The following is a 17,758-nucleotide window of genomic DNA, read 5'->3' as shown; positions in this document are numbered from 1 at the left end:
GAGAGCGAAAATGGATGACGAAGACTTCAACATGTCGATGCGCAAGTTCCTCAAGAAGGTTGGCATCACGTCGCAAGCCGCGATTGAGGAGGCCGTACGCGCCGCTGAAGGTGGCGGCAAAACCTACAATGTACGCGCCGTGATTACGATCGAAGAGCTTGGTATGACCCATGAGGTTACAGGCACCATCAACGGGCGAGACTGACACTTGAGCATTGAAAGAACCGCCGTACTGGACGCGCTCAAGTCCATCGCAGACCCAACAGGCAGTGATATCGTCAGCGCTGGTGTGGTGCGCGCCCTGAACATTGGCGACGATGGCGCTGTGCGCTTTGTCATGGAAATTCCACCATCGCAGGCGCAGGAATACACGGCTATCAAAGACGCAGCGGAGGCTGCTTTGACTGCACTGAATGGTGTAGGTTCGGTTTCTATTGTGATGACCGGACACAGTGAAACACCTGCGCCGCCTGACCTGAAACCGCAACGCACCGCTGGTAAGCAGGCCCGCAGTCCATTCCCGGTGTTGACCGTATTCTGGCGATTGCCAGCGGCAAGGGTGGCGTGGGTAAATCAACTGTGTCAGCCAATCTGGCCTGTGCCTTGGCACAGCAAGGACGGCGCGTCGGTCTGTTGGACGCAGATGTTTACGGGCCTAGCCAGCCGCGGATGCTGGGTGTCTCTGGGCGGCCCGCCAGCCCCGATGGCAAGATCATCCTGCCGATGCGCAACCATGGCGTAACGATGATGTCGATTGGTCTGATGACCAACGAAGACCAGGCCGTCGTCTGGCGTGGCCCCATGCTGATGGGTGCGTTGCAGCAGATGATGACGCAGGTGCAATGGGGCGCACTTGATGTGCTGCTTGTTGATCTGCCGCCCGGAACCGGCGACGTGCAAATGACGCTGGCGCAGAAGGCAAAAGTGGACGGCGCGATCATTGTTTCAACCCCGCAGGATGTGGCCCTGCTGGATGCGCGCAAGGGGATTGATATGTTCCAACAACTCCACGTTCCAATTCTTGGCATGATCGAAAACATGAGCACGCATATCTGTTCCCAGTGCGGGCATGAGGAGCATGTCTTTGGGCACGGTGGTGTCGCCGCAGAGGCTGCGAAACTGGATGTGCCGTTGCTGGCCGAAGTCCCGCTTGATCTGCAAATTCGGTTGGCCTCTGACGGCGGTGCGCCAATCGCCGTCAGTCAACCTGACGGGGCGCAGGCGCAGGCCTTCCAAGGCATCGCCAAGACCCTGATCAACGGGGGGCACGCGTGAGCCTGACTTTCCCACCTCTGATGCATGGCCAACCTGTTGCCAGCGACGCCATGGCAGAGGCAGCGCGGCAAGCAACATTGGGGTGTGACGCTGGGCTTGTAGCCTATGTTTTGCGCCCTGATATGGTCGAAGCGGCATTGGTCTTTGCGCCAGAGGTGCCCTTGGCAAAAGCTATGGCCATGCTGCCCTTATGCGGTGTGGGCTTTCAAAACGCGCTGGGTGCGCTGGCCCCACCCGAAGTTGCGGTGCATCTGGAATGGCAAGGTGGTATCCGCATCAACGGTGCCGCCTGCGGGAACCTGCAGATAACGGCCTCCACCGCCGATCCGGCAGAAGTCCCTGACTGGCTGATCGTCGGCTTGACCATACCGCTGATGGCAGATGCCGAAGACATGGGACATACACCCGACCGGACCGTACTTTACGCCGAAGGCTGCGCCGATGTCGCCCCCGGTGATTTGATCGAGGCCTGGGCGCGTCATACGTTGCACTGGATCAGCCGGTGGGAAGCAGATGACGTGCGTACATTGCATACCAATTGGCGTGGTCTGTGCCACGGGATCGGAGCTGAGGCGCGAATAGGCGACCGCACTGGCACCTTCGTCGGTGTAGACGAGGACTTTGGGATGCTTTTGCGTGATGGTGACGACAAAACCCATCTAATCCCTCTGACAACACTTTTGGAGGCCCAGCCATGATGCTTGCCCGCGCGATCCATTTCGATGAAAGCGATCAACGAGTCTTTGCCAGCCCAGCGCGCACCGGTGAATATTGCATCTCGGGTGGGTTTGAGTTTTCGGACTGGACCGAAGGTGATCTGGTCGGCAAGGCGCGGCAGGCCTTTGCGAATGGATGGCTTGGGTTGGAAACAGGCGGGCGGGTGACATTTGTCGCTGTCACCCAAGTTGAGCAGGCAGAGATAGACACACTCGCGCAGCAATTGGCTGCGCATTTTGTGACCTACTATGGCGCGCCCTCGGTAGAAGCGGCGTTGCCTACGGCGCAAGAGGAACTGGCGCAAATGGCCGAACTCTGCGCCGATCACGCACCCAACACCCTGTTGACCGTTGCACGCGAGTTAACACCGGCTGGCGTGCGCGAAAGCTATCGCGCGATTGAGGCGCAAGCCGCCGGGTTAGAGCAATTCGCGATTCACGTGACCGAGGATGATCACGGGCATAGCCATTAGGCGCGCTATTCCGCTTGTGCGTTGAAAACGAACAAGGTTTCACCTTCAACCGTGTAGTTATTGATCAGCTCCGCCGCGCGCTCTGACGTCAGCCAGTCTTCCAGCTGCGCGGCAAGGTCAGATTTTACATGGTCATGCAGGCCCGGGTTTACGGGTAGATAGGCATACTGGTTGAAGAGTACCGGATCACCTGAAAACAGAAGGGCGAGGTCACCCTTGTTGGCAAAGTTCAGCCAGCTGGCCCGATCTGAAAGGATGTAGGCATTCATGCCTGACGCCGTATTCAATGCCGCCCCCATGCCTGCGCCCACCGCGCGATACCAATCATCAAAACCGGCCGGATCAAGCCCGGCATCGCCCCAGAGGCCGAGTTCTTTCTTGTGTGTGCCGCTGTCATCGCCACGACTGACAAAGGGCGCGCTTGTATCGGCCATTCGCTGCAAACTATCGGTCGCATCCGCCGCATCACCGATCGCAGCCGGGTCATCCGACGGCCCCACAAAGACAAAATCATTATACATGATCTCGCGGCGGTGCGTGCCAAAGCCGTCCGCCACAAACGCCTCTTCTGCGGCCCGCGAATGCACAAGGATCGCGTCAACGTCACCAGACTCGCCCAAGCGCAGCGCCTGTCCGGTGCCAACAATCAACAACTGGACCTCAAGTCCCAGATCAGCCTGAATTTCGGGTAGCAGAACATCCGAAAGGCCAGAGTTGTGAAAAGATGTGGTCACAGCCATACGCATGCTGTCCTGTGCGTGGGCGGCGGTTGCGCAAAACAGGGCGGCGGCAAATAAGAAGCGGTTCATTCTACTATGTCTCCATTCAGAAAGGCGCGCGCCGCATCTGTTTGTGGCGCATCAAAGAATTGCGCGGCAGGGGCTGTTTCATGCACCTGACCGCCACGTAGAAACACTACTTCATCGGCAAGACGGCGGGCTTGACCCATGTCATGCGTGGATAAAATAAGACGCGTACCGCACGCTTTTTGATCTTGCAGGATGGCTTCAATTTCAGAGGTGGCGCGACCATCAAGAGACGCACAGGGTTCGTCCAGAAAAACGACCTGTGGTTCAGTGATGAAAGCACGGGCCAGAGCCAGTTTTTGCTGCTCGCCACCCGATAGGCTGGGTGCGGCACGCTCTGGCATATCGCCCAGACCAACGCGTGTTGCCCAATCGCGGGCCTGTGCCAGTGCTATCGGTTTTGGTACGCCTCGGATCAACAGCGGATAAGCGATATTGTCCACGACACTCCGGCGCAGCATAACCGGGCGCTGGAATACAAAAGACTGTACCGCGCGCGCTTCCGCCATTGGTAGTTGCCAGGCAATTGTGCCCGCATGCAGCCGCGCGGTGCCGTGCAAAAGGCTGAGCAAAGTGGTTTTGCCTGACCCGTTCGGTCCGATGATGACTGTCGCGCCTTCGCCATTCAATTGCATATCCACCGGCCCCACAAGGGTTTTGCCCCGGCGACGGGTCTCGGCCCTTGTGACGTTCAGAGGGAACAACATCGCTACCACCGCCCTTCACGTTCAGTTTTGCCAAGCCAATGGATTGTAAGGTTGATCGCGATAGTCAGCGCAATCAAAACAAATCCAAGCGCGAGCGCGAGGCCGAATGCGCCTTTGCCGGTCTCGAGCGCGATGGCCGTGGTCAACACGCGGGTGACATTATCGATATTGCCACCGACAATCATGATCGCACCGACTTCGCCAATTCCGCGCCCAAAGCCCGCAAGCGCTGCTGTCAGCAAAGCCCGCCGGGCATCCCAGATCAACGTCCGCATCTTCTGGCGCTGAGTGACATTCATGGAAATCAGCAGATCATGATACTCCTGCCAAAGATCACGCAAAGACTGATGTGCGATGCTGGCAATCAGCGGCACGATGATGACGACTTGTGCGATGATCATCGCCGTTGGGGTAAAGAGCAGGCCCAGAACGCCCAAGGGCCCCGACCGCGACAGGAGAACATAAACGATCAGACCGACAACAACGGGCGGCAAACCCATCAATGCGTTCAAAATGGCAATGATCAGACGGCGAAACCGAAACCGGCGCACAGCAAGGAATGCAGCCAGGGGAAACGCGATCAAGCAAGCGATCACCAATGCTGTCAGCGTCACATAAAGAGACCGCAATGCAATTTCAGCAAGCTCTGCATCAAAGGTCAGCACCAACCAAAAGGCCTGTGTCAAACCGTCCCACAGATCGACCATGCGCCTTTTCCTTCTCCCTGCCGGTAGAAACTGACAAGTTTCGCGGGCATAGACCAGAGTGAAGCAGCCGCAAAAGCTGCGATTGGGTCATAAAGTCCCAACATGCCTATTCAGGAGTAACCAGGTGCTGTGGTCCGCGACATCATACCGGCCAGAAAGATGCCCGACAGGATATGCCACATCCCCCAAAACGCCGCTACAACAGCCATGCCACCCAAACCGTTAAAGAACCCGAATATCAGGATAAGGCCAAGGCCAGAGTTCTGAATGCCGGTCTCGATCGTGATAGAGCGCCGGTCAAAGACTGAAAGGCCCGCGAATGTAGCCGCAGTGTATCCTGCGGCGAGCGCCAGTGCGTTGTGCAGAAACACCAATGCCGCAACGGCTGTCGCATATTGCAGGAACAGTTGCCAATTGCTGGCCAAAGCCAAAACGACGAAGGTGATGAAAATACCCATGGATACATATTGCAAGGGTGTCCGCAGGCGTGCCGTGATATCGGGCCGTTTGACGTTCAACAACATGCCCAGGCATAGCGGCAAGACCAGCATCAGCCCCACAGTGATCGCAACCGACATCGGATCAATCGCGGTTTCCCGCAATATCGCACGGGTCGGTCCATAAAGGCTGCCCCAAAAGGCGATGTTGGCTGGGGTTAGGAAGATCGCGGCGACAGTGGAAAATGCCGTGAGAGATACCGATAGGGCAGAATTGCCACCCGCCCGATGCGTGATGAAGTTAGAGATGTTTCCACCCGGACAGGCCGACACAAGGATCAGACCAAGGGCAATGGATGGCTGTGGATTGGTTACCACAACAAGGCAAAACGTCAGCGCTGGCAATAGGATGAACTGTGACACGACACCCGTCATCAGGGCCTTGGGTGCCCGAAACAATCGTTGAAAATCTGATGGCTTGAGTTCAAGCGCAATCGAAAACATCACAATCGCCAGAACCAGATTGAGGATGTTCAGGCTGGTTGACGAAAAGTTCAGTACAACGGCGTCTATGTCCTCAACCATGGCGCAGCCTTTATCCTGTTCGAAACAAACGCATCTGACGGCCAATGATAACTGGACCGTACCGGTAAACGGAATTTGACGCAGCCCGCGCGTTTAGTCCATGAAAACCTTCATGGATCAATGACTTGATGCGCTGGGCGAAAAGGCGTGTTAGCGTGCGGCAAACGACAGACAGGCGCGACAGGCGAATATTGAACCAACCCAAGACCGATAACCCGCTTGATGCACTTTTGCGCGCGCGGTTGCGTATTCCGCAAGGAGCAGATCGACGGCTGAAGTTACTGCGCTGGCTAATGCGGGCGGTGGATGCTGTTAATCGCGGTTTCACTGGACAGGCTTTTTTTGCCTTGCGTGAAACCGAGGAGATCCTGATCGCGCTCGATGGCCGTACCGGTACAGATCTGATCCACGCGCTGCTGGCAATGAACGGGGGGACACAGATTATTCCCCATGGACTAGAGAACATTCCAAGGGCGGGGCCAGTCGTCATTGCTTCGACCCATCCAATTGGAACATTCGACTTCATCGCGCACGCCGGCGCGTTGCTTGATCATCGTCCTGACCTCAAGGTGGTTGCGGGCCGCGAAACCGAACGGTTTTTGGGGGCCGAACGTCTTATCGCGGTGGATCTGGACAGCAAGGACAGAGTGCTGACGGCACGGCATACGCGGGCAGGCATGATCGCCCACCTGAATAATGCCGGTGCGCTGCTGGTCTTTGGATCCGGGCGCGTGCCACGCATGCAGGGTGGGCTGTTGGTTGAGCCGCCCTGGCGCACCGGTGTGACACATACATCCGCATCTTGCGCCGCACCGATTGTGCCTGCTTCGGCCGATATGCGCAATTCGCGGCACTACTATCGGACGCGCCGACTGGTCGCGTTGTTGAGCGGCGGAAACGACGAGTTGGGGCGCAAGGTTGCATCACTGCGATATGTGTCGGAGCTGAAGGCCAAGCTTGGCGGAGCCTATGATGTCCACTACGGGCCGGTACAGCCGCCCGGAACAGCACCCGAGACTTTAAAGATACTAGCTGAAAATTTGGTTCCGGGACTTTACAACTAGGGGTAAGCAGACAACCGGAGTGCACCGATGAAGGTGGCAACAATTGGCGCCTTGCGTCCCCTTGGTTCTTGGACATTGCATCCCACATGTTGCCGTGGCAATGGTTAACGGCATGCACCAGTGGGTTGTGTTGTTGCAAGTATCAAAGTTGGGCTTTAGTGATGGATATTGAGAGAATTCAGCTCTTTGAAATTCACCTCGTCTATCTTGCGCTGGTCTCATTCTTTTTGTGCATTGCATTGATCGTACTTGCACGCGTAGTCCCAAGGTTGCGCGGACGGGCCGATGACGCAACAGCAGTTCAGGCTATGCATGTTGGGCTCACACCACGCGTCGGGGGCGTGGCAATCTTTGGTGCGCTGGCCTGCAGTATATTCTTCGCACCCGAAGCACTCGTGCGGCAGTATGGGGTGTTCATCATCGCGACCGCGCTTGTGTTTCTTGTGGGGCTGAAAGAGGACCTTGGGTTTCGTGTCACACCCAGAATTCGTTTGCTGACGGTTGCCGTCGCCAGCTTGTTCGTCATTGGGCTGATCGGGGACTGGCTGCGAACCATCGGCTGGCCGGTTGCCGATCAGGCGTTGGCGTATTGGTTCATAGGTGTGCCGTTCACCTTGCTTCTGACGGCTGGCGTTTCAAATGGCTTCAATCTGATCGACGGTGTAAACGGCCTGGCAGCTCTCGCTGCGATTGGCGCGGCGTTCTCAATTGCCTTGATCGCAGAGCAGGCGGGATATGTTCCGACCGCAGTATTAAGCATGATGGTGGCCGCAGTTGTGGCGGGCTTTTTTGTTCTGAACTACCCTTTTGGACTGATCTTTCTGGGGGACGCGGGGGCCTATACGATTGGTTTCGTACTGGGTTGGTTTGGTATTGCGACTTTGCTGAATGCGCCGGCGGCGGCACCATGGGCCATCTTGCTGACGATGTTCTGGCCATTGGCGGACACGCTGCTTGCCATGTATCGCCGGGCCCGTAGCAATCGGGATGCGATGCTGCCTGACCGTTTGCATATGCATCAACTGGTGATGCGCGGCATCGAGATCCGCGTCTTGGGCCGCAACAGGCGCCATCTTTGCAATTCGCTAACCACTGCCGTCCTTGCGCCGTTCGTTCTGATCCCACCGATCACCGGGGTGCTGCTGTGGGACGATAACTTTGCCGCTTTTCTGGCCGTCTTGGCGTTTCTGGGGATCTTCTTTGTGTCCTACTATGCCGCCATGGCTGCGGCGCGGCGGCGTGGAAAACCTTAGCCCTTTACCCTACCACATCCGTCAAAACCAATAACATTTCGTCCGCAAGTGACGTCCGCTCGTACTGCTGCGCACAATTCAACCCATTCTGGCGAAACCGGTCACGCAGATCAGGACGCGCGTGCAATCGTTTTAGCGCAGCGGCCAGCGCGGCTGGGTTTTCCGGCTCCACCGGCACGCCGACATCATGTCGGGCTATGATGTCGGCAGATTCACCCTCGACCCCGTGCACAATTGGTATGCCCATGCCCATGCATTCAAACATCTTGGATGGTATGACCGTCTTGAAAAGATCATTCCTTCTGAGGTGGATGATCGCGACGTCCAGCAGCGACCAATAGCGGGCCACTTCTTTCTTCGATACGGTTTCGACAAAGGTGATATTCGACAGGCCCGCTGCACGTGCGATGATCGCATCTCGGCGCGCGCCATTTCCCAGCATCATTAGCTTGATGTCGCCCGCGTCGGGGTCCGCCTCGAGCAGGCGAGCGGCATCGACCAGTGTTTCCAAAGCATGGGCCATACCATGCGTGCCAATGTAGCCTGCAACAAATGCGTCAGTCAGGCCGTGTTCGTTCAGCAGCTCGGGATCTTTGGCCCTGGGGGAAAACTGCGACGTATCAACACCATTTGTCACAACATGGATTTTCGCCCCGTCGATACCGCGCTGAACAAGCGTATCCTTGAATGAATGTGTGACAGAAACGATGGCCTTGGCGCGGCGGTACAGAAACATTTCCATCCGTTCGAAAACATCAAGCACTTTTGATGCCTTCATGGCACCGACGGCGCGAATGGACTCTGGCCAGATGTCGCGCAGCTCAAACACAAACGGTCTGCGTTTGACTGCTGCTGACGCCCATGCAGCACATACGGTAAAGAACTGTGGTGAAGTGCCAACGACGACATCAACATGGCGGACAAAAAGGGACGCAAAGAAACTGCTGATCATGTAGCTTTGATAGTCCAGAATACGTCTGACAAAGCCCTGATTGCGCGAGATGAAGCTCCAGACACGAATAACGCGAATACCTGCGACGACTTCGCTTTGCCACAGCTTGTTTCTGTACCCTTCAAAGACCTTTCCATCCGGGAAATTGGGGGTGCAGGTAATCACGGTAACCTGATGTCCCTGTTTTACCCACTCGCGCGCATGCTCGAACGTGCGGGACGCTGGCGCGTTGACCTCTGGCGGGAAGTTGTCTGTGAGAAAGAGTATATGCATCCGGATCAGGGCCACTCCAGTGTCAGGCAAATATGTTGATCGTCAAGAGCAGCAACGAGGCAATGCGTGTCTTGAGATATCCCGAACTCTGGATGCCATGTAGCAGGTTCCAGCCGCAGCGCGCCGGGTTCGACACGGAACGATAGTTTTTGCCCATCTGGCAGTAACAGGTGCCCTTCCGCCTTGCTGGAAAGCGTGGCTTTCACGGCGGGATGCAAATGGAACCGGGCCTCCGCCTGTGCCGGGCGGCTGATCTGATCGTTGATTGTCAAAGATCGGGTGGTCAGTCGGAAGTCCCGCTTGTGTTTCAAGCCGGTGACCACACGGCCATATCCATCATGGCTTGCCGATGCCAGCAGGACATTATCATCCTGCACGACCCGGCGATCCAGAATCCGGGCGCGGGCACCCACACGAAACCCCGACCAAACTTCGGATGAGTTTGCACCGTTCACGGTCACGGTATTATGGGCTGGCGTACCACGTTGCCGCTGTCGTTCTTGCCCCAAGCCGTAGACGGATGTGCCAGAGTTTACGAATACGCGCTGACCGTAAACCGACAATTCAAACGACAGCGTATCCGCGTGTCCATGACCGGGCAGATAGTCGGGCCCAATCCTTGCCAAATCTGCCAGAAGGACAGCAGAGCCTTTGGCCAAACGGCTGAAGCCCGATGCAGGCAGATCAAGAATGCCCTCTTCATCAATGACAGGCCGTGCAAAGCCAAGGCGTGACGCATAGTCGTATAGGGCGGTGTTCGAAGGTGCGATGTCGAAGGCGGCATCGCTAAATAGTGCGATGCGTCCATCAGGATGACTCATGGCAAGAAGCCACCGTAGCATCGCTGGGATCGTCTGACGCCAATGATCAACCTGTATTGACCGCGCCGGGGCCGCGAACGCTTCCGGGTAGGCTGATGCGATGTTCACAAGGTCAAGCAGGTCTTCGAGCGCTAAGGCATGATACATCGGCGTTAGTTCAAATTGGCCACCGTCCGAAAGTATCTGTTCCGGCAGCTCTTTTGCCAGTATTGCAAGGCCCTTTTCCAGCCACTTCTCTGCTTCCGGCCCTTCGAAAAACAGCCCTGCATGGACCAAGGCCTTGGCATTCGCAAATAAGTGATTGCCTAGCAGATGCCATTCCAGACGTTTTGTCAGCCAGCGTGTCTGCACCGCGAGGCTGTGCATCATGTCTGGGGTCAATGTTTGCCCGGCACAGGTCCATTTGACCCAGTTCACAATGCGTAACGATGTGGGATACGGCTCCCACCCCTGTCCATGGGCGGCAGGATTTTGCTTGATCCAAATGGCAACCAGATCCATATGCCACCCCAGACGATCCTGTCCGGCCTCGGCATTCAGATCGTCAAAGTAATGCTGATTGTAGCGCCAGAGCTTTGAGCGCTGATCATTCTGCCAACCAATTTCGGTCAATTCACCGTCTTCGTTAAGAAACCGCCATTTTGTCGGACCCAGCATACGGGCAGAGCGACGCGCGACATCCCGATAGGGGCCGCGCCCTGCTCTGGGTCGGGGGCCCGGCAAAAAGTTTGGTCGGGGCCGCATCATACGAAAATACACACGGCCAAATATCTGCACGGGTTGCAGGTACCGCAAGGTACGCCATAGCAATCCGACCCTTCCCAGCATCCACCCTTACCGCCGCGCCATCGTCGCGGCTTCAATTGCCGTGCGGCTGACCTGAAAGATATCTGATCTTGGAATGGGTGTTTGTGTGCCTCGCCTAATGGCATCGACAAAGGATTTCGCACAGGCTGACTGGCCCTTATCCTGGCGCCAAAGGTTCATCTTGGAAAACTGAGACCAGCCCCATCCTTTGAGTTTCTGGAAATTGTCCAGTTGCAGAATACGACCGGAGCAGAACACCTCGATACGTTCCTTTGGGAAACCTTTGTGACCATTGGCCAAATAATGGATTGCCGCAAAAGAACCATCCTCAAACCCTAAGGTGACGACGACCTTGTCATCGCAGATAGCCGAGGATGATGACCGTCCGAGCGCCTGCACCTGACACGAAGCGATTGGCGATCCTACAAGATGAAGTGCCAGATCAATGAAGTGGCATGCCTCACCAATGATGCGCCCGCCGCCAATTTCGGCATCCTGTGACCAATGATTGGCTGGGATGGCACCCGCATTGACGGTCATTACAATCGACTTCGGTTCATTCTCGTTCGCTAAAAGCTCTTTCATTTTGATCACATGTGGCGCAAAACGGCGGTTGAAGCCAACCATCAGGTGCAGTTCTGGGTGCAACGCGGCCTCGGCCTGGATGTTCGCGAGTTCAATTTCCGTCAGGCAAAGCGGCTTTTCGCAAAAAACATGCTTGCTTAGCCTTGAGGGATGCAATAACCTGACCAGCATGGGCATTGTGCCGGGTTGCAATGACGACGGTGTCGATGCTGTCCTTTTCCAGAACGGCCGATTGATCAGCCGCAGCTTCAGCAAAGCCAAACTTGCGGCCAAAATGGACGGCACTGACGCCGCCACCGCTGACGACCGTATCCAAAACTGCACCGGCAGATTGGAATGCGGGGATCAATACGCGTCCTGCATAGTTACCAGCACCCAGGAAACCGACGTTGGATTTGCTTGAGGCGGTTGTCATAGCCGTATTGTCAACCAGAACGACGCTTCGTGCAGGCGGGGCCCAGGGCTGATCCGTTGGGTAGTCAAGCAAGATACCCAGCGCAGCGTCCTTTGACGCCAGCAGGTCCATTGCCTGCTTACCCTCAGAGATGTCGAAACGATGGGAAATCAGTGGTTTCAGATCCAGCGATCCAGCGCTGATCATATCTAATACGGCTTCAAAGTTGCGTTGCTCGGTCCAACGGACAAAACCAATGGGATAGTCCTGCCCCAGCTCTTCATAGTTGCTGTCGTAGCGGCCCGGGCCGTATGAACATGACACCTGAAAGCTGAGCTCTTTCTCGTAGAAGTCAGCGCGGTTCAGCTCTAGCCCTGTGACGCCAACAAGAATGATACGGCCTCTTTGCCGACAAATATGGGCTGCTTGCGAGATGGGTCCATTGCTCTTTGTTGCTGCAGTGATAATGACGGCATCAACGCCCGCGCCTCGGGAAAACGCTGCCGCTTTGACCAACACGTCACCACTTACCGTCGGATCAACTGTTTCTGCGCCGAACTGACGCGCGAGTTGTAAGCGCGTGGCATCAAAATCGACACCCAATACGCGACACCCCTGCGCTTTGAGCATTTGTACGGTCAGAAGACCGATCAAACCCAGCCCTGTAACTACCACCGTTTCGCCCAGCGTCGGATTGGCAAGACGGATACCCTGTAGCCCAATAGACGCAGTAACGGTAAAGGCGGCCTCCTCGTCACTGACGTCGTCAGGAATACGCGCGCAAAGGTTCTTGGGAACAGCGACAATTTCGGCGTGTTTGCCGTTCGAGGCGATGCGATCGCCGATTTCAAATCCACTTAAACCCTCGCCGCAGGCAATAACCCGTCCGACATTGCAGTACCCCAATGCAAGCGGTTGATCCAACTTACTTCGCACCGCATCAACAGTGGCGGCAAAACCGTCAGTCTTGGCCTTTTCCAGCACCATCTTCACCTTGTCGGGCTGGCTACGTGCTTTTTGGACAAGATTGCTCTTTCCAAAGGTGACCAGCATCCGCTCAGTGCCCGTCGATACCAGTGTTTTTGTTGTACGTATAAGCAACTGGCCATGCGCAGCCTTCGGTGCAGGAACATCCGCCAGATCGGTTGATCCATCCTTGAGAGATTGGAGAAGTTGCTTCATTTGCAGATCCTAAGTGGACGCGCGTTGCCTGAGCGATAGTGGGACACTGCCAGAACGCGTCGAGCCTTGCTTGAATTTTGAGTTTCCATTGGCCTGTTCTTAAAGAGCATCAAACACTTCTTTCCAATCACCTTGGCGAAAATCTGTCGCGTGAGTGATTTGTTTATCGCCGTTACTGAACATCGTAGTCCAATCCTTAGCTTCAGCGGCGCTGGCGGCGATTCCCAAACCCGACGTGATACCAAACGTCTCTTGAAACAAGCGGATGTAGGGGGCGTCATACGCGACAACCGGTGTTCCGACACTCAATGCCTCGAATATGGGAAGGCCAATCGTCTCATGGGTTGACGGCATCAGAACGACAGTTGCTTTGTGGTAAAGGCAGAATAAATCCTCCCGCGTTTGGGGGCCGATGAAGCAGATATTCTCTGCCACCCCTTCAAAACCTGCGCTGTCTCTTGCTGTAACCACAACGCGCCAGTCTGAGCCTAGCGTTTCGGCGACATCATGCACAAACGCGAAGTTTTTATGCGGGCTTTCAAAACCCGCAACGGGCACCAGTACTTCGTGAGTGTTTCTAGCATGTGCATCTACACGAGCTGGCGTTGTAAACCCCGGCCATGCAATCTGAACCTCATGACGCTGCCCAAAGAGCGCGACAAAGTCCGCGTGGACTTGCGGTGATTGCACAACAACCCTGTCGCGTGTGTGCATTAGATAGGTGCGAATGATCCGTGCTTTGACGTCACTAAAGGCAAAATCCAGTGCCTTTGGTTGGTGAAAATAGGTTGTACGGCGATCCGTTGGCACAAGGACGCAGTTCATGTTGTTCAACGAAAGTAGGGCATGGCAGCGGTGCCAATAGAAGTAAAACGCAACACCCAAAAGGTTGAAAAGTACGGCCCGCAAACCTGATTTTGGCAAGTAGACCCATACAATGTTGGCAGCATATTGGCGGTCCGCCCGAAAACCGGCCAGAATAATGAATTCGTATTGATGATAGTGGTCTGCAGCGGTGACAAGCCCTTCGACAATTGTGCGGGCGCCGCCATCTTTGGCCGAAACTGCATTCACCAAGACGTTTGTTTTATTTGGGTTTCGCAATTGTCATTCCTAACATCGGTCCGCGTGGCGTCAGCTACTAAGAGCAACCTCAACAGCCCGATAAATGTTGTTGTGGTAGTTTTCGATTGAGAGTTTTTCGTCGACCGTTCGTAGCGCGCCGCTCGCCAGCGGCTTTGCTTACCGCGGTCATGCGCTAGCTTCACCAAAGCATCCGCTAACTGCGCAGAGTCCATTTGGGGCAACAGCAGTCCACATTGTTCGGTAACGATGTCTTTTTCCGAGCCATCACCTTCGTTGCAAATCACAGGGACGCCATGTGCAAGCGCATCTGGTATGACCAGCCCTCCAAGGCCAGGCATCACCAAAACGCTTGCATCATAAAAGAACCGTGGCATCTCGTCCGAGATATGCCCCCAGAAGGAAACGCGGTCTGACAGGCCCGCGCTATTGACTTGTGCTTCCAATTCCTCGCGCAGGGGGCCATCGCCGGCAATCGACAGACGGCTGTTCGGGATTTCCTTGCTGACTTTGGTAAATGCCTCGATCAACAGTGCGGGGCGTTTGACATCAATCAGAGCGCCTACATAGGTGATGTTGAATACCTCTGGGCAGGGCGAAGGGTAGGCAAGCTCGTGAGTGTCGGCATAGGCCTTGTGCTTTGCAATCCGATCTTTTGTGTCGATTGTATTGAGCGCTACGACGATCTTTTCTTTCGGCATGCCGATACGCTCGAAATAGGCAGCACCAGTTTCGCTATAGGCAATGGCGGCATCGGATTTGCGTTCAATGGCATGAAAACACACGGCGTTCAGCAATCGCCGCGGCAGTGATAGTTTGCGATTGCGCAGCTCACCAAGGCTCCATTGAACAATCCGGCGGCGAAAAAGCTTGGCATAAATGAAGGCGGTGATGTTGCTAAAGACATGCGAGGCGCCCTCGGTAATCACCACATCGGGAGAAAAGCGAAACAGGTTGCGTCCCAACCCTAGAGGAACCGATAGTTCCGCCTTGCCATTGCGGGTGTATATAGCCGGGCGCCAGGCCCATAGCTTGACCAGATCGAAATTGATCGGACCCCGGAAATTTTGCGCTTTGCTGCCCTTTCGATCACGCGTCGTAATCACGCGGAACGTGATCCTGGGATCCTTGGCTAGCGCTTCCAACAAGGGGATACGGTAGTGAGGTATCACGCGGGTAGAATAGACCACCTTGATCGTTTTTGCCGTACTATCTTTGGACATTTGATCTGCTCATGGCTGACCTGGAACGGCTGGTGCCCGTCCTAAATGCAAGAAAAGCCTGCGTGCAATGGTGATTGCAAAGATCATGTTGGTGATTGAAATGGCCCAAAGCAGTGTTGCAAACGGAAGACCGGCAAAGCTGACGGCCAGGCCAGTGGCGGCAACGCTCAAGGCGATCATCGTGTTACACATCAGGTCAAACCGCTGCATGCGATAGAAAACAAAAGCCGACCCCAAAAGGCCAACATAGGCCCGCAGTACAAAGTAGGGCGCCAATGCAATCAGGAAGGTGGCAAACTGGGCGTATTTGGTCACTGCGGGGACAAAGTATGATGCCACCAGTACTACGGCAATATAGCCGATCCCGATCACTGGAACGATTGACAGCTTGATCATGGCAGTCACATCAAAACGGCCCGATGCCACATAGTTTGATACAACAGCCGCAGCCGAGCGGGCCAGCAGGCCAATGGGTGCGCCGACGGTGCGCAAAACCAGGCCCAGTGCCCCGGCTGTCTCTGGCTAAGCCCAGCGCGCCTGACAGGATCACCGGGAATTCACGTGTGAACGACCCCGCCAAAAGTGAACCCAGCGCCATAGCCGCGATCCGGGCGCTATAGGCGGCGCGGCGGATGTCATGCCGCAGTGTTCTGTGAAACAAGGCATGCCGGGTTGGTTGATCCAATGCAAACAGACCCGCACCAAAGTACGATCCGACGAAAGCGATCCAATACAGGGTGTCCTGTTGCACGGCATAGATGATGGCACTGAGGCCAAGCAGGCTGGTGGCCTGAACAGCCTTCATCACCCAGATGCGTACAAATAGACCCTGCCTTGCGGCACCATAGAGCGCAATCTGGGACAAGCCGGTGGCGGCGGCCAAAAGGACGGCGATCTGCCCGATACCCAGCGCGATGGCAACTGCCAGAAAACCGGCTGACACACAGGCAAGGCAAAAGATATGAAAGGCGATATAGCGGGCCAGTGCCGCCGTACGGACGCGGACATAGACCCGCTCGAACTGGAGTGTACACAGGATGGACAGGACGGCAGCAAGAGACAACTGAATGCTGAGCGCCCCGAAAACGGCGGCATCAAGGACGGCCGCAAGGGCAACAATCACGACCAGTGAGACCGCCTGCGCACCCCCGGTAAAAACAGCATTCAGGAAGGTTTGTTTAAGCACGGCGATACTTCACAACTTTAAATCGCAGCATGTATGCCAAAACAAACGAGACGACTATTCCTGCAAAGAGCGCTACCAATCCATTAAAAATACTGCCCCGAGCAAAGAAAACAGTGTAGCTGCCAAGGAATCCTATCAGGAACAGCATCCGCTGACCGGTCACATGGATTTTCAAGACGCCATGTACACCGCCGAGAAGTAAGACGAAAACCATACCGGCAACTAGACCGAAATCGGCAAATATGGTGCCAAATATCGTCGGATGAATGGAGCCTCCCACTCCCTCCTGAACCAATTGATCAAAGAGCGCATACTCAATTCTGGAAGAAGTAGTGTCCCCTAACCCGAGGCGGCCAGCGATCGACGTCAGATAGGTGAAGTTGAAGCAGTCTAGCGTTTGCCCACATTGCTCAATGATCTGTAGATAGTACTGGTAAACGGATAAATCACCCGAAACGAATATTTCGGATAGATGGCGCTGAAAGATAAACAGGACGTCCGATAAATCTGTTACATTTGAAAATGAGCCCATGAAACGAACCGACCGCACCAGAACAGCCACAAATGCAGCAATCCCAGCAACGATGACTACCGGGACAAATGAGCCTCTCTTGTGGATTATCCAGTAGATGCAACCAGCTACAAAGTAGCTCGCGACAATGCCTCTGGTCCGGTAGAAAACCAAGACTGTCAAAGAAACACCAATGATCGAGATTGCAACAAAAAGATATCTTTTCTCCAGCGCGTAGAAAAGACATCCAGCCAAACCGGCGACGAGCCAACTGATCAACACGCTATCGAAGCCAAGTTCTGACTTGTCACGCCAATTTGAGAACCAGATTAGCTGCAGTGTTACCCCATTGATGTACAACAAGAACACAATCAACGCTATTGCCGTAAAGCAGATCAGAGCGAACTGACCACGATGGCGAAAAACTGGTGGGGAGATAGCCGTGCTGACGAGACTGCCGTAATTATGTGTTATGACTAAGAAGCCCGACAAATAGCAAACACTGAAGACAATGCCGATGCTTAGCCCATAAAAAATTGTTCTTGGATCATGCGGTGGAATGACCCCTGCAATCTCAAGACCTATTGGCAGCCCTACAAAAGCGAAGATCATTGGCCAAACCAACAGGAACGGGCTTCTGAGCCTGTATTCGCACAAAAAACCAACGGCCAAAAAACCGACAAAAATAGACCAAAGGGCTGTGTTAACGATCAATGGT

At 55.2% G+C, this 17,758-nt stretch carries 18 protein-coding genes and 1 pseudogene; 6 read left to right on the top strand and 13 right to left on the bottom strand.

Features of this window, described 5'->3' with window-relative positions; genetic code table 11:
* Positions 1-10 precede the first annotated feature (10 nt).
* The 4 genes and pseudogenes from QTO30_RS12980 to QTO30_RS12965 all read left to right on the top strand — a co-directional run bounded on the left by QTO30_RS12980 (position 11) and on the right by QTO30_RS12965 (position 2,464).
* The gene (locus QTO30_RS12980; RefSeq protein ID WP_340424518.1) at positions 11-205 is read left to right on the top strand and encodes a DUF6494 family protein; all 195 of its coding nucleotides are present in this window, start codon (positions 11-13) and stop codon (positions 203-205) included.
* Between the two features lie 3 nt (positions 206-208).
* Positions 209-1,275: pseudogene (locus QTO30_RS12975) on the top strand (Mrp/NBP35 family ATP-binding protein).
* Positions 1,276-1,295: 20 nt separating this feature from the next.
* Entirely contained in the window at positions 1,296-1,973 is a 678-nt protein-coding gene (locus QTO30_RS12970; protein WP_340425933.1) for a biotin/lipoate--protein ligase family protein, read from the top strand.
* Positions 1,970-2,464 carry a DUF6505 family protein gene (locus QTO30_RS12965; protein WP_340424517.1) on the top strand — a complete coding sequence of 165 codons (495 nt, stop codon included), beginning with the start codon at positions 1,970-1,972 and terminating at the stop codon, positions 2,462-2,464. The genes QTO30_RS12970 and QTO30_RS12965 overlap by 4 nt, the downstream gene beginning before the upstream one ends.
* Before the next feature lie 5 nt (positions 2,465-2,469).
* Here QTO30_RS12965 and QTO30_RS12960 read toward each other — a convergent pair whose 3' ends face one another.
* The 4 genes from QTO30_RS12960 to QTO30_RS12945 form a co-directional block, all read right to left on the bottom strand.
* On the bottom strand, positions 2,470-3,273 hold the full coding sequence (locus QTO30_RS12960) for a substrate-binding domain-containing protein (protein ID WP_340424516.1): 804 nt from the start codon (positions 3,271-3,273) through the stop codon (positions 2,470-2,472).
* On the bottom strand, positions 3,270-3,977 hold the full coding sequence (locus QTO30_RS12955; RefSeq protein WP_340424515.1) for an ATP-binding cassette domain-containing protein: 708 nt from the start codon (positions 3,975-3,977) through the stop codon (positions 3,270-3,272). The genes QTO30_RS12960 and QTO30_RS12955 overlap by 4 nt, the downstream gene beginning before the upstream one ends.
* A 2-nt stretch (positions 3,978-3,979) precedes the next feature.
* Entirely contained in the window at positions 3,980-4,684 is a 705-nt protein-coding gene (locus QTO30_RS12950) for an ABC transporter permease (protein WP_340424514.1), read from the bottom strand.
* 110 nt (positions 4,685-4,794) lie between these two features.
* Positions 4,795-5,706 (bottom strand): bile acid:sodium symporter family protein, encoded by a 912-nt coding sequence (locus tag QTO30_RS12945; RefSeq protein ID WP_340424513.1) that lies wholly within the window; start codon positions 5,704-5,706, stop codon positions 4,795-4,797.
* A 155-nt stretch (positions 5,707-5,861) separates the two neighbouring features.
* On the opposite strand from QTO30_RS12945, the gene QTO30_RS12940 reads away from it, so the two are divergent.
* Both QTO30_RS12940 and QTO30_RS12935 read left to right on the top strand, forming a co-directional pair.
* Positions 5,862-6,770 carry a 1-acyl-sn-glycerol-3-phosphate acyltransferase gene (locus QTO30_RS12940; protein ID WP_340424512.1) on the top strand — a complete coding sequence of 303 codons (909 nt, stop codon included), beginning with the start codon at positions 5,862-5,864 and terminating at the stop codon, positions 6,768-6,770.
* A gap of 161 nt (positions 6,771-6,931) precedes the next feature.
* Complete coding sequence (locus tag QTO30_RS12935) at positions 6,932-8,023, top strand: MraY family glycosyltransferase (RefSeq protein WP_340424511.1); 1,092 nt, start codon at positions 6,932-6,934, stop codon at positions 8,021-8,023.
* A 4-nt stretch (positions 8,024-8,027) separates the two neighbouring features.
* Here the strand turns inward: QTO30_RS12935 and QTO30_RS12930 are convergent, their stop codons facing one another.
* The 9 genes from QTO30_RS12930 to QTO30_RS12890 all read right to left on the bottom strand — a co-directional run bounded on the left by QTO30_RS12930 (position 8,028) and on the right by QTO30_RS12890 (position 17,754).
* Entirely contained in the window at positions 8,028-9,248 is a 1,221-nt protein-coding gene (locus QTO30_RS12930) for a glycosyltransferase family 4 protein (protein WP_340424510.1), read from the bottom strand.
* A 5-nt stretch (positions 9,249-9,253) separates the two neighbouring features.
* Entirely contained in the window at positions 9,254-10,897 is a 1,644-nt protein-coding gene (locus QTO30_RS12925; RefSeq protein WP_340424509.1) for a heparinase II/III family protein, read from the bottom strand.
* A 6-nt stretch (positions 10,898-10,903) separates the two neighbouring features.
* Positions 10,904-11,461, bottom strand: coding sequence for a Gfo/Idh/MocA family protein (locus QTO30_RS12920; protein ID WP_340424508.1), 558 nt, complete (start codon positions 11,459-11,461; stop codon positions 10,904-10,906).
* A 91-nt stretch (positions 11,462-11,552) separates the two neighbouring features.
* Positions 11,553-13,037, bottom strand: a complete 1,485-nt coding sequence (locus QTO30_RS12915; protein ID WP_340424507.1) for a zinc-binding dehydrogenase — start codon at positions 13,035-13,037, stop codon at positions 11,553-11,555.
* A 99-nt stretch (positions 13,038-13,136) separates the two neighbouring features.
* A complete protein-coding gene (locus tag QTO30_RS12910; RefSeq protein WP_340424506.1) occupies positions 13,137-14,141 on the bottom strand; it encodes a glycosyltransferase in 1,005 nt (334 codons plus the stop codon).
* Positions 14,108-15,343: a glycosyltransferase family 4 protein gene (locus QTO30_RS12905; protein ID WP_340424505.1), complete on the bottom strand. Its 1,236-nt coding sequence runs from the start codon at positions 15,341-15,343 to the stop codon at positions 14,108-14,110. The genes QTO30_RS12910 and QTO30_RS12905 overlap by 34 nt, the downstream gene beginning before the upstream one ends.
* Before the next feature lie 9 nt (positions 15,344-15,352).
* Positions 15,353-15,739, bottom strand: a complete 387-nt coding sequence (locus QTO30_RS12900) for a hypothetical protein (RefSeq protein ID WP_340424504.1) — start codon at positions 15,737-15,739, stop codon at positions 15,353-15,355.
* 10 nt (positions 15,740-15,749) lie between these two features.
* Positions 15,750-16,529 (bottom strand): hypothetical protein, encoded by a 780-nt coding sequence (locus QTO30_RS12895; protein WP_340424503.1) that lies wholly within the window; start codon positions 16,527-16,529, stop codon positions 15,750-15,752.
* On the bottom strand, positions 16,522-17,754 hold the full coding sequence (locus QTO30_RS12890) for a hypothetical protein (RefSeq protein WP_340424502.1): 1,233 nt from the start codon (positions 17,752-17,754) through the stop codon (positions 16,522-16,524). Before QTO30_RS12890 ends, QTO30_RS12895 begins: the two co-directional genes overlap by 8 nt.
* Between the last annotated feature and the right edge of the window lie 4 nt (positions 17,755-17,758).

This window comes from Yoonia sp. GPGPB17 (assembly GCF_037892195.1).
Lineage (GTDB): Bacteria > Pseudomonadota > Alphaproteobacteria > Rhodobacterales > Rhodobacteraceae > Yoonia.
Note: the sequence above shows the minus strand (reverse complement) of the source record. Positions and strands in the feature narration are given on the sequence as shown.

Bases quoted from the DNA above. Each gene is read 5' to 3' on its own strand.
- QTO30_RS12980 (WP_340424518.1), top strand. From the start codon at position 11: ATGGATGACGAAGACTTCAACATGTCGATGCGCAAGTTCCTCAAGAAG.
- QTO30_RS12970 (WP_340425933.1), top strand. From the start codon at position 1,296: ATGCATGGCCAACCTGTTGCCAGCGACGCCATGGCAGAGGCAGCGCGG.
- QTO30_RS12965 (WP_340424517.1), top strand. From the start codon at position 1,970: ATGATGCTTGCCCGCGCGATCCATTTCGATGAAAGCGATCAACGAGTC.
- QTO30_RS12960 (WP_340424516.1), bottom strand. From the start codon at position 3,273: ATGAACCGCTTCTTATTTGCCGCCGCCCTGTTTTGCGCAACCGCCGCC.
- QTO30_RS12955 (WP_340424515.1), bottom strand. From the start codon at position 3,977: ATGTTGTTCCCTCTGAACGTCACAAGGGCCGAGACCCGTCGCCGGGGC.
- QTO30_RS12950 (WP_340424514.1), bottom strand. From the start codon at position 4,684: ATGGTCGATCTGTGGGACGGTTTGACACAGGCCTTTTGGTTGGTGCTG.
- QTO30_RS12945 (WP_340424513.1), bottom strand. From the start codon at position 5,706: ATGGTTGAGGACATAGACGCCGTTGTACTGAACTTTTCGTCAACCAGC.
- QTO30_RS12935 (WP_340424511.1), top strand. From the start codon at position 6,932: ATGGATATTGAGAGAATTCAGCTCTTTGAAATTCACCTCGTCTATCTT.
- QTO30_RS12930 (WP_340424510.1), bottom strand. From the start codon at position 9,248: ATGCATATACTCTTTCTCACAGACAACTTCCCGCCAGAGGTCAACGCG.
- QTO30_RS12925 (WP_340424509.1), bottom strand. From the start codon at position 10,897: ATGCTGGGAAGGGTCGGATTGCTATGGCGTACCTTGCGGTACCTGCAA.
- QTO30_RS12920 (WP_340424508.1), bottom strand. From the start codon at position 11,461: ATGAAAGAGCTTTTAGCGAACGAGAATGAACCGAAGTCGATTGTAATG.
- QTO30_RS12915 (WP_340424507.1), bottom strand. From the start codon at position 13,037: ATGAAGCAACTTCTCCAATCTCTCAAGGATGGATCAACCGATCTGGCG.
- QTO30_RS12905 (WP_340424505.1), bottom strand. From the start codon at position 15,343: ATGTCCAAAGATAGTACGGCAAAAACGATCAAGGTGGTCTATTCTACC.
- QTO30_RS12900 (WP_340424504.1), bottom strand. From the start codon at position 15,739: ATGATCAAGCTGTCAATCGTTCCAGTGATCGGGATCGGCTATATTGCC.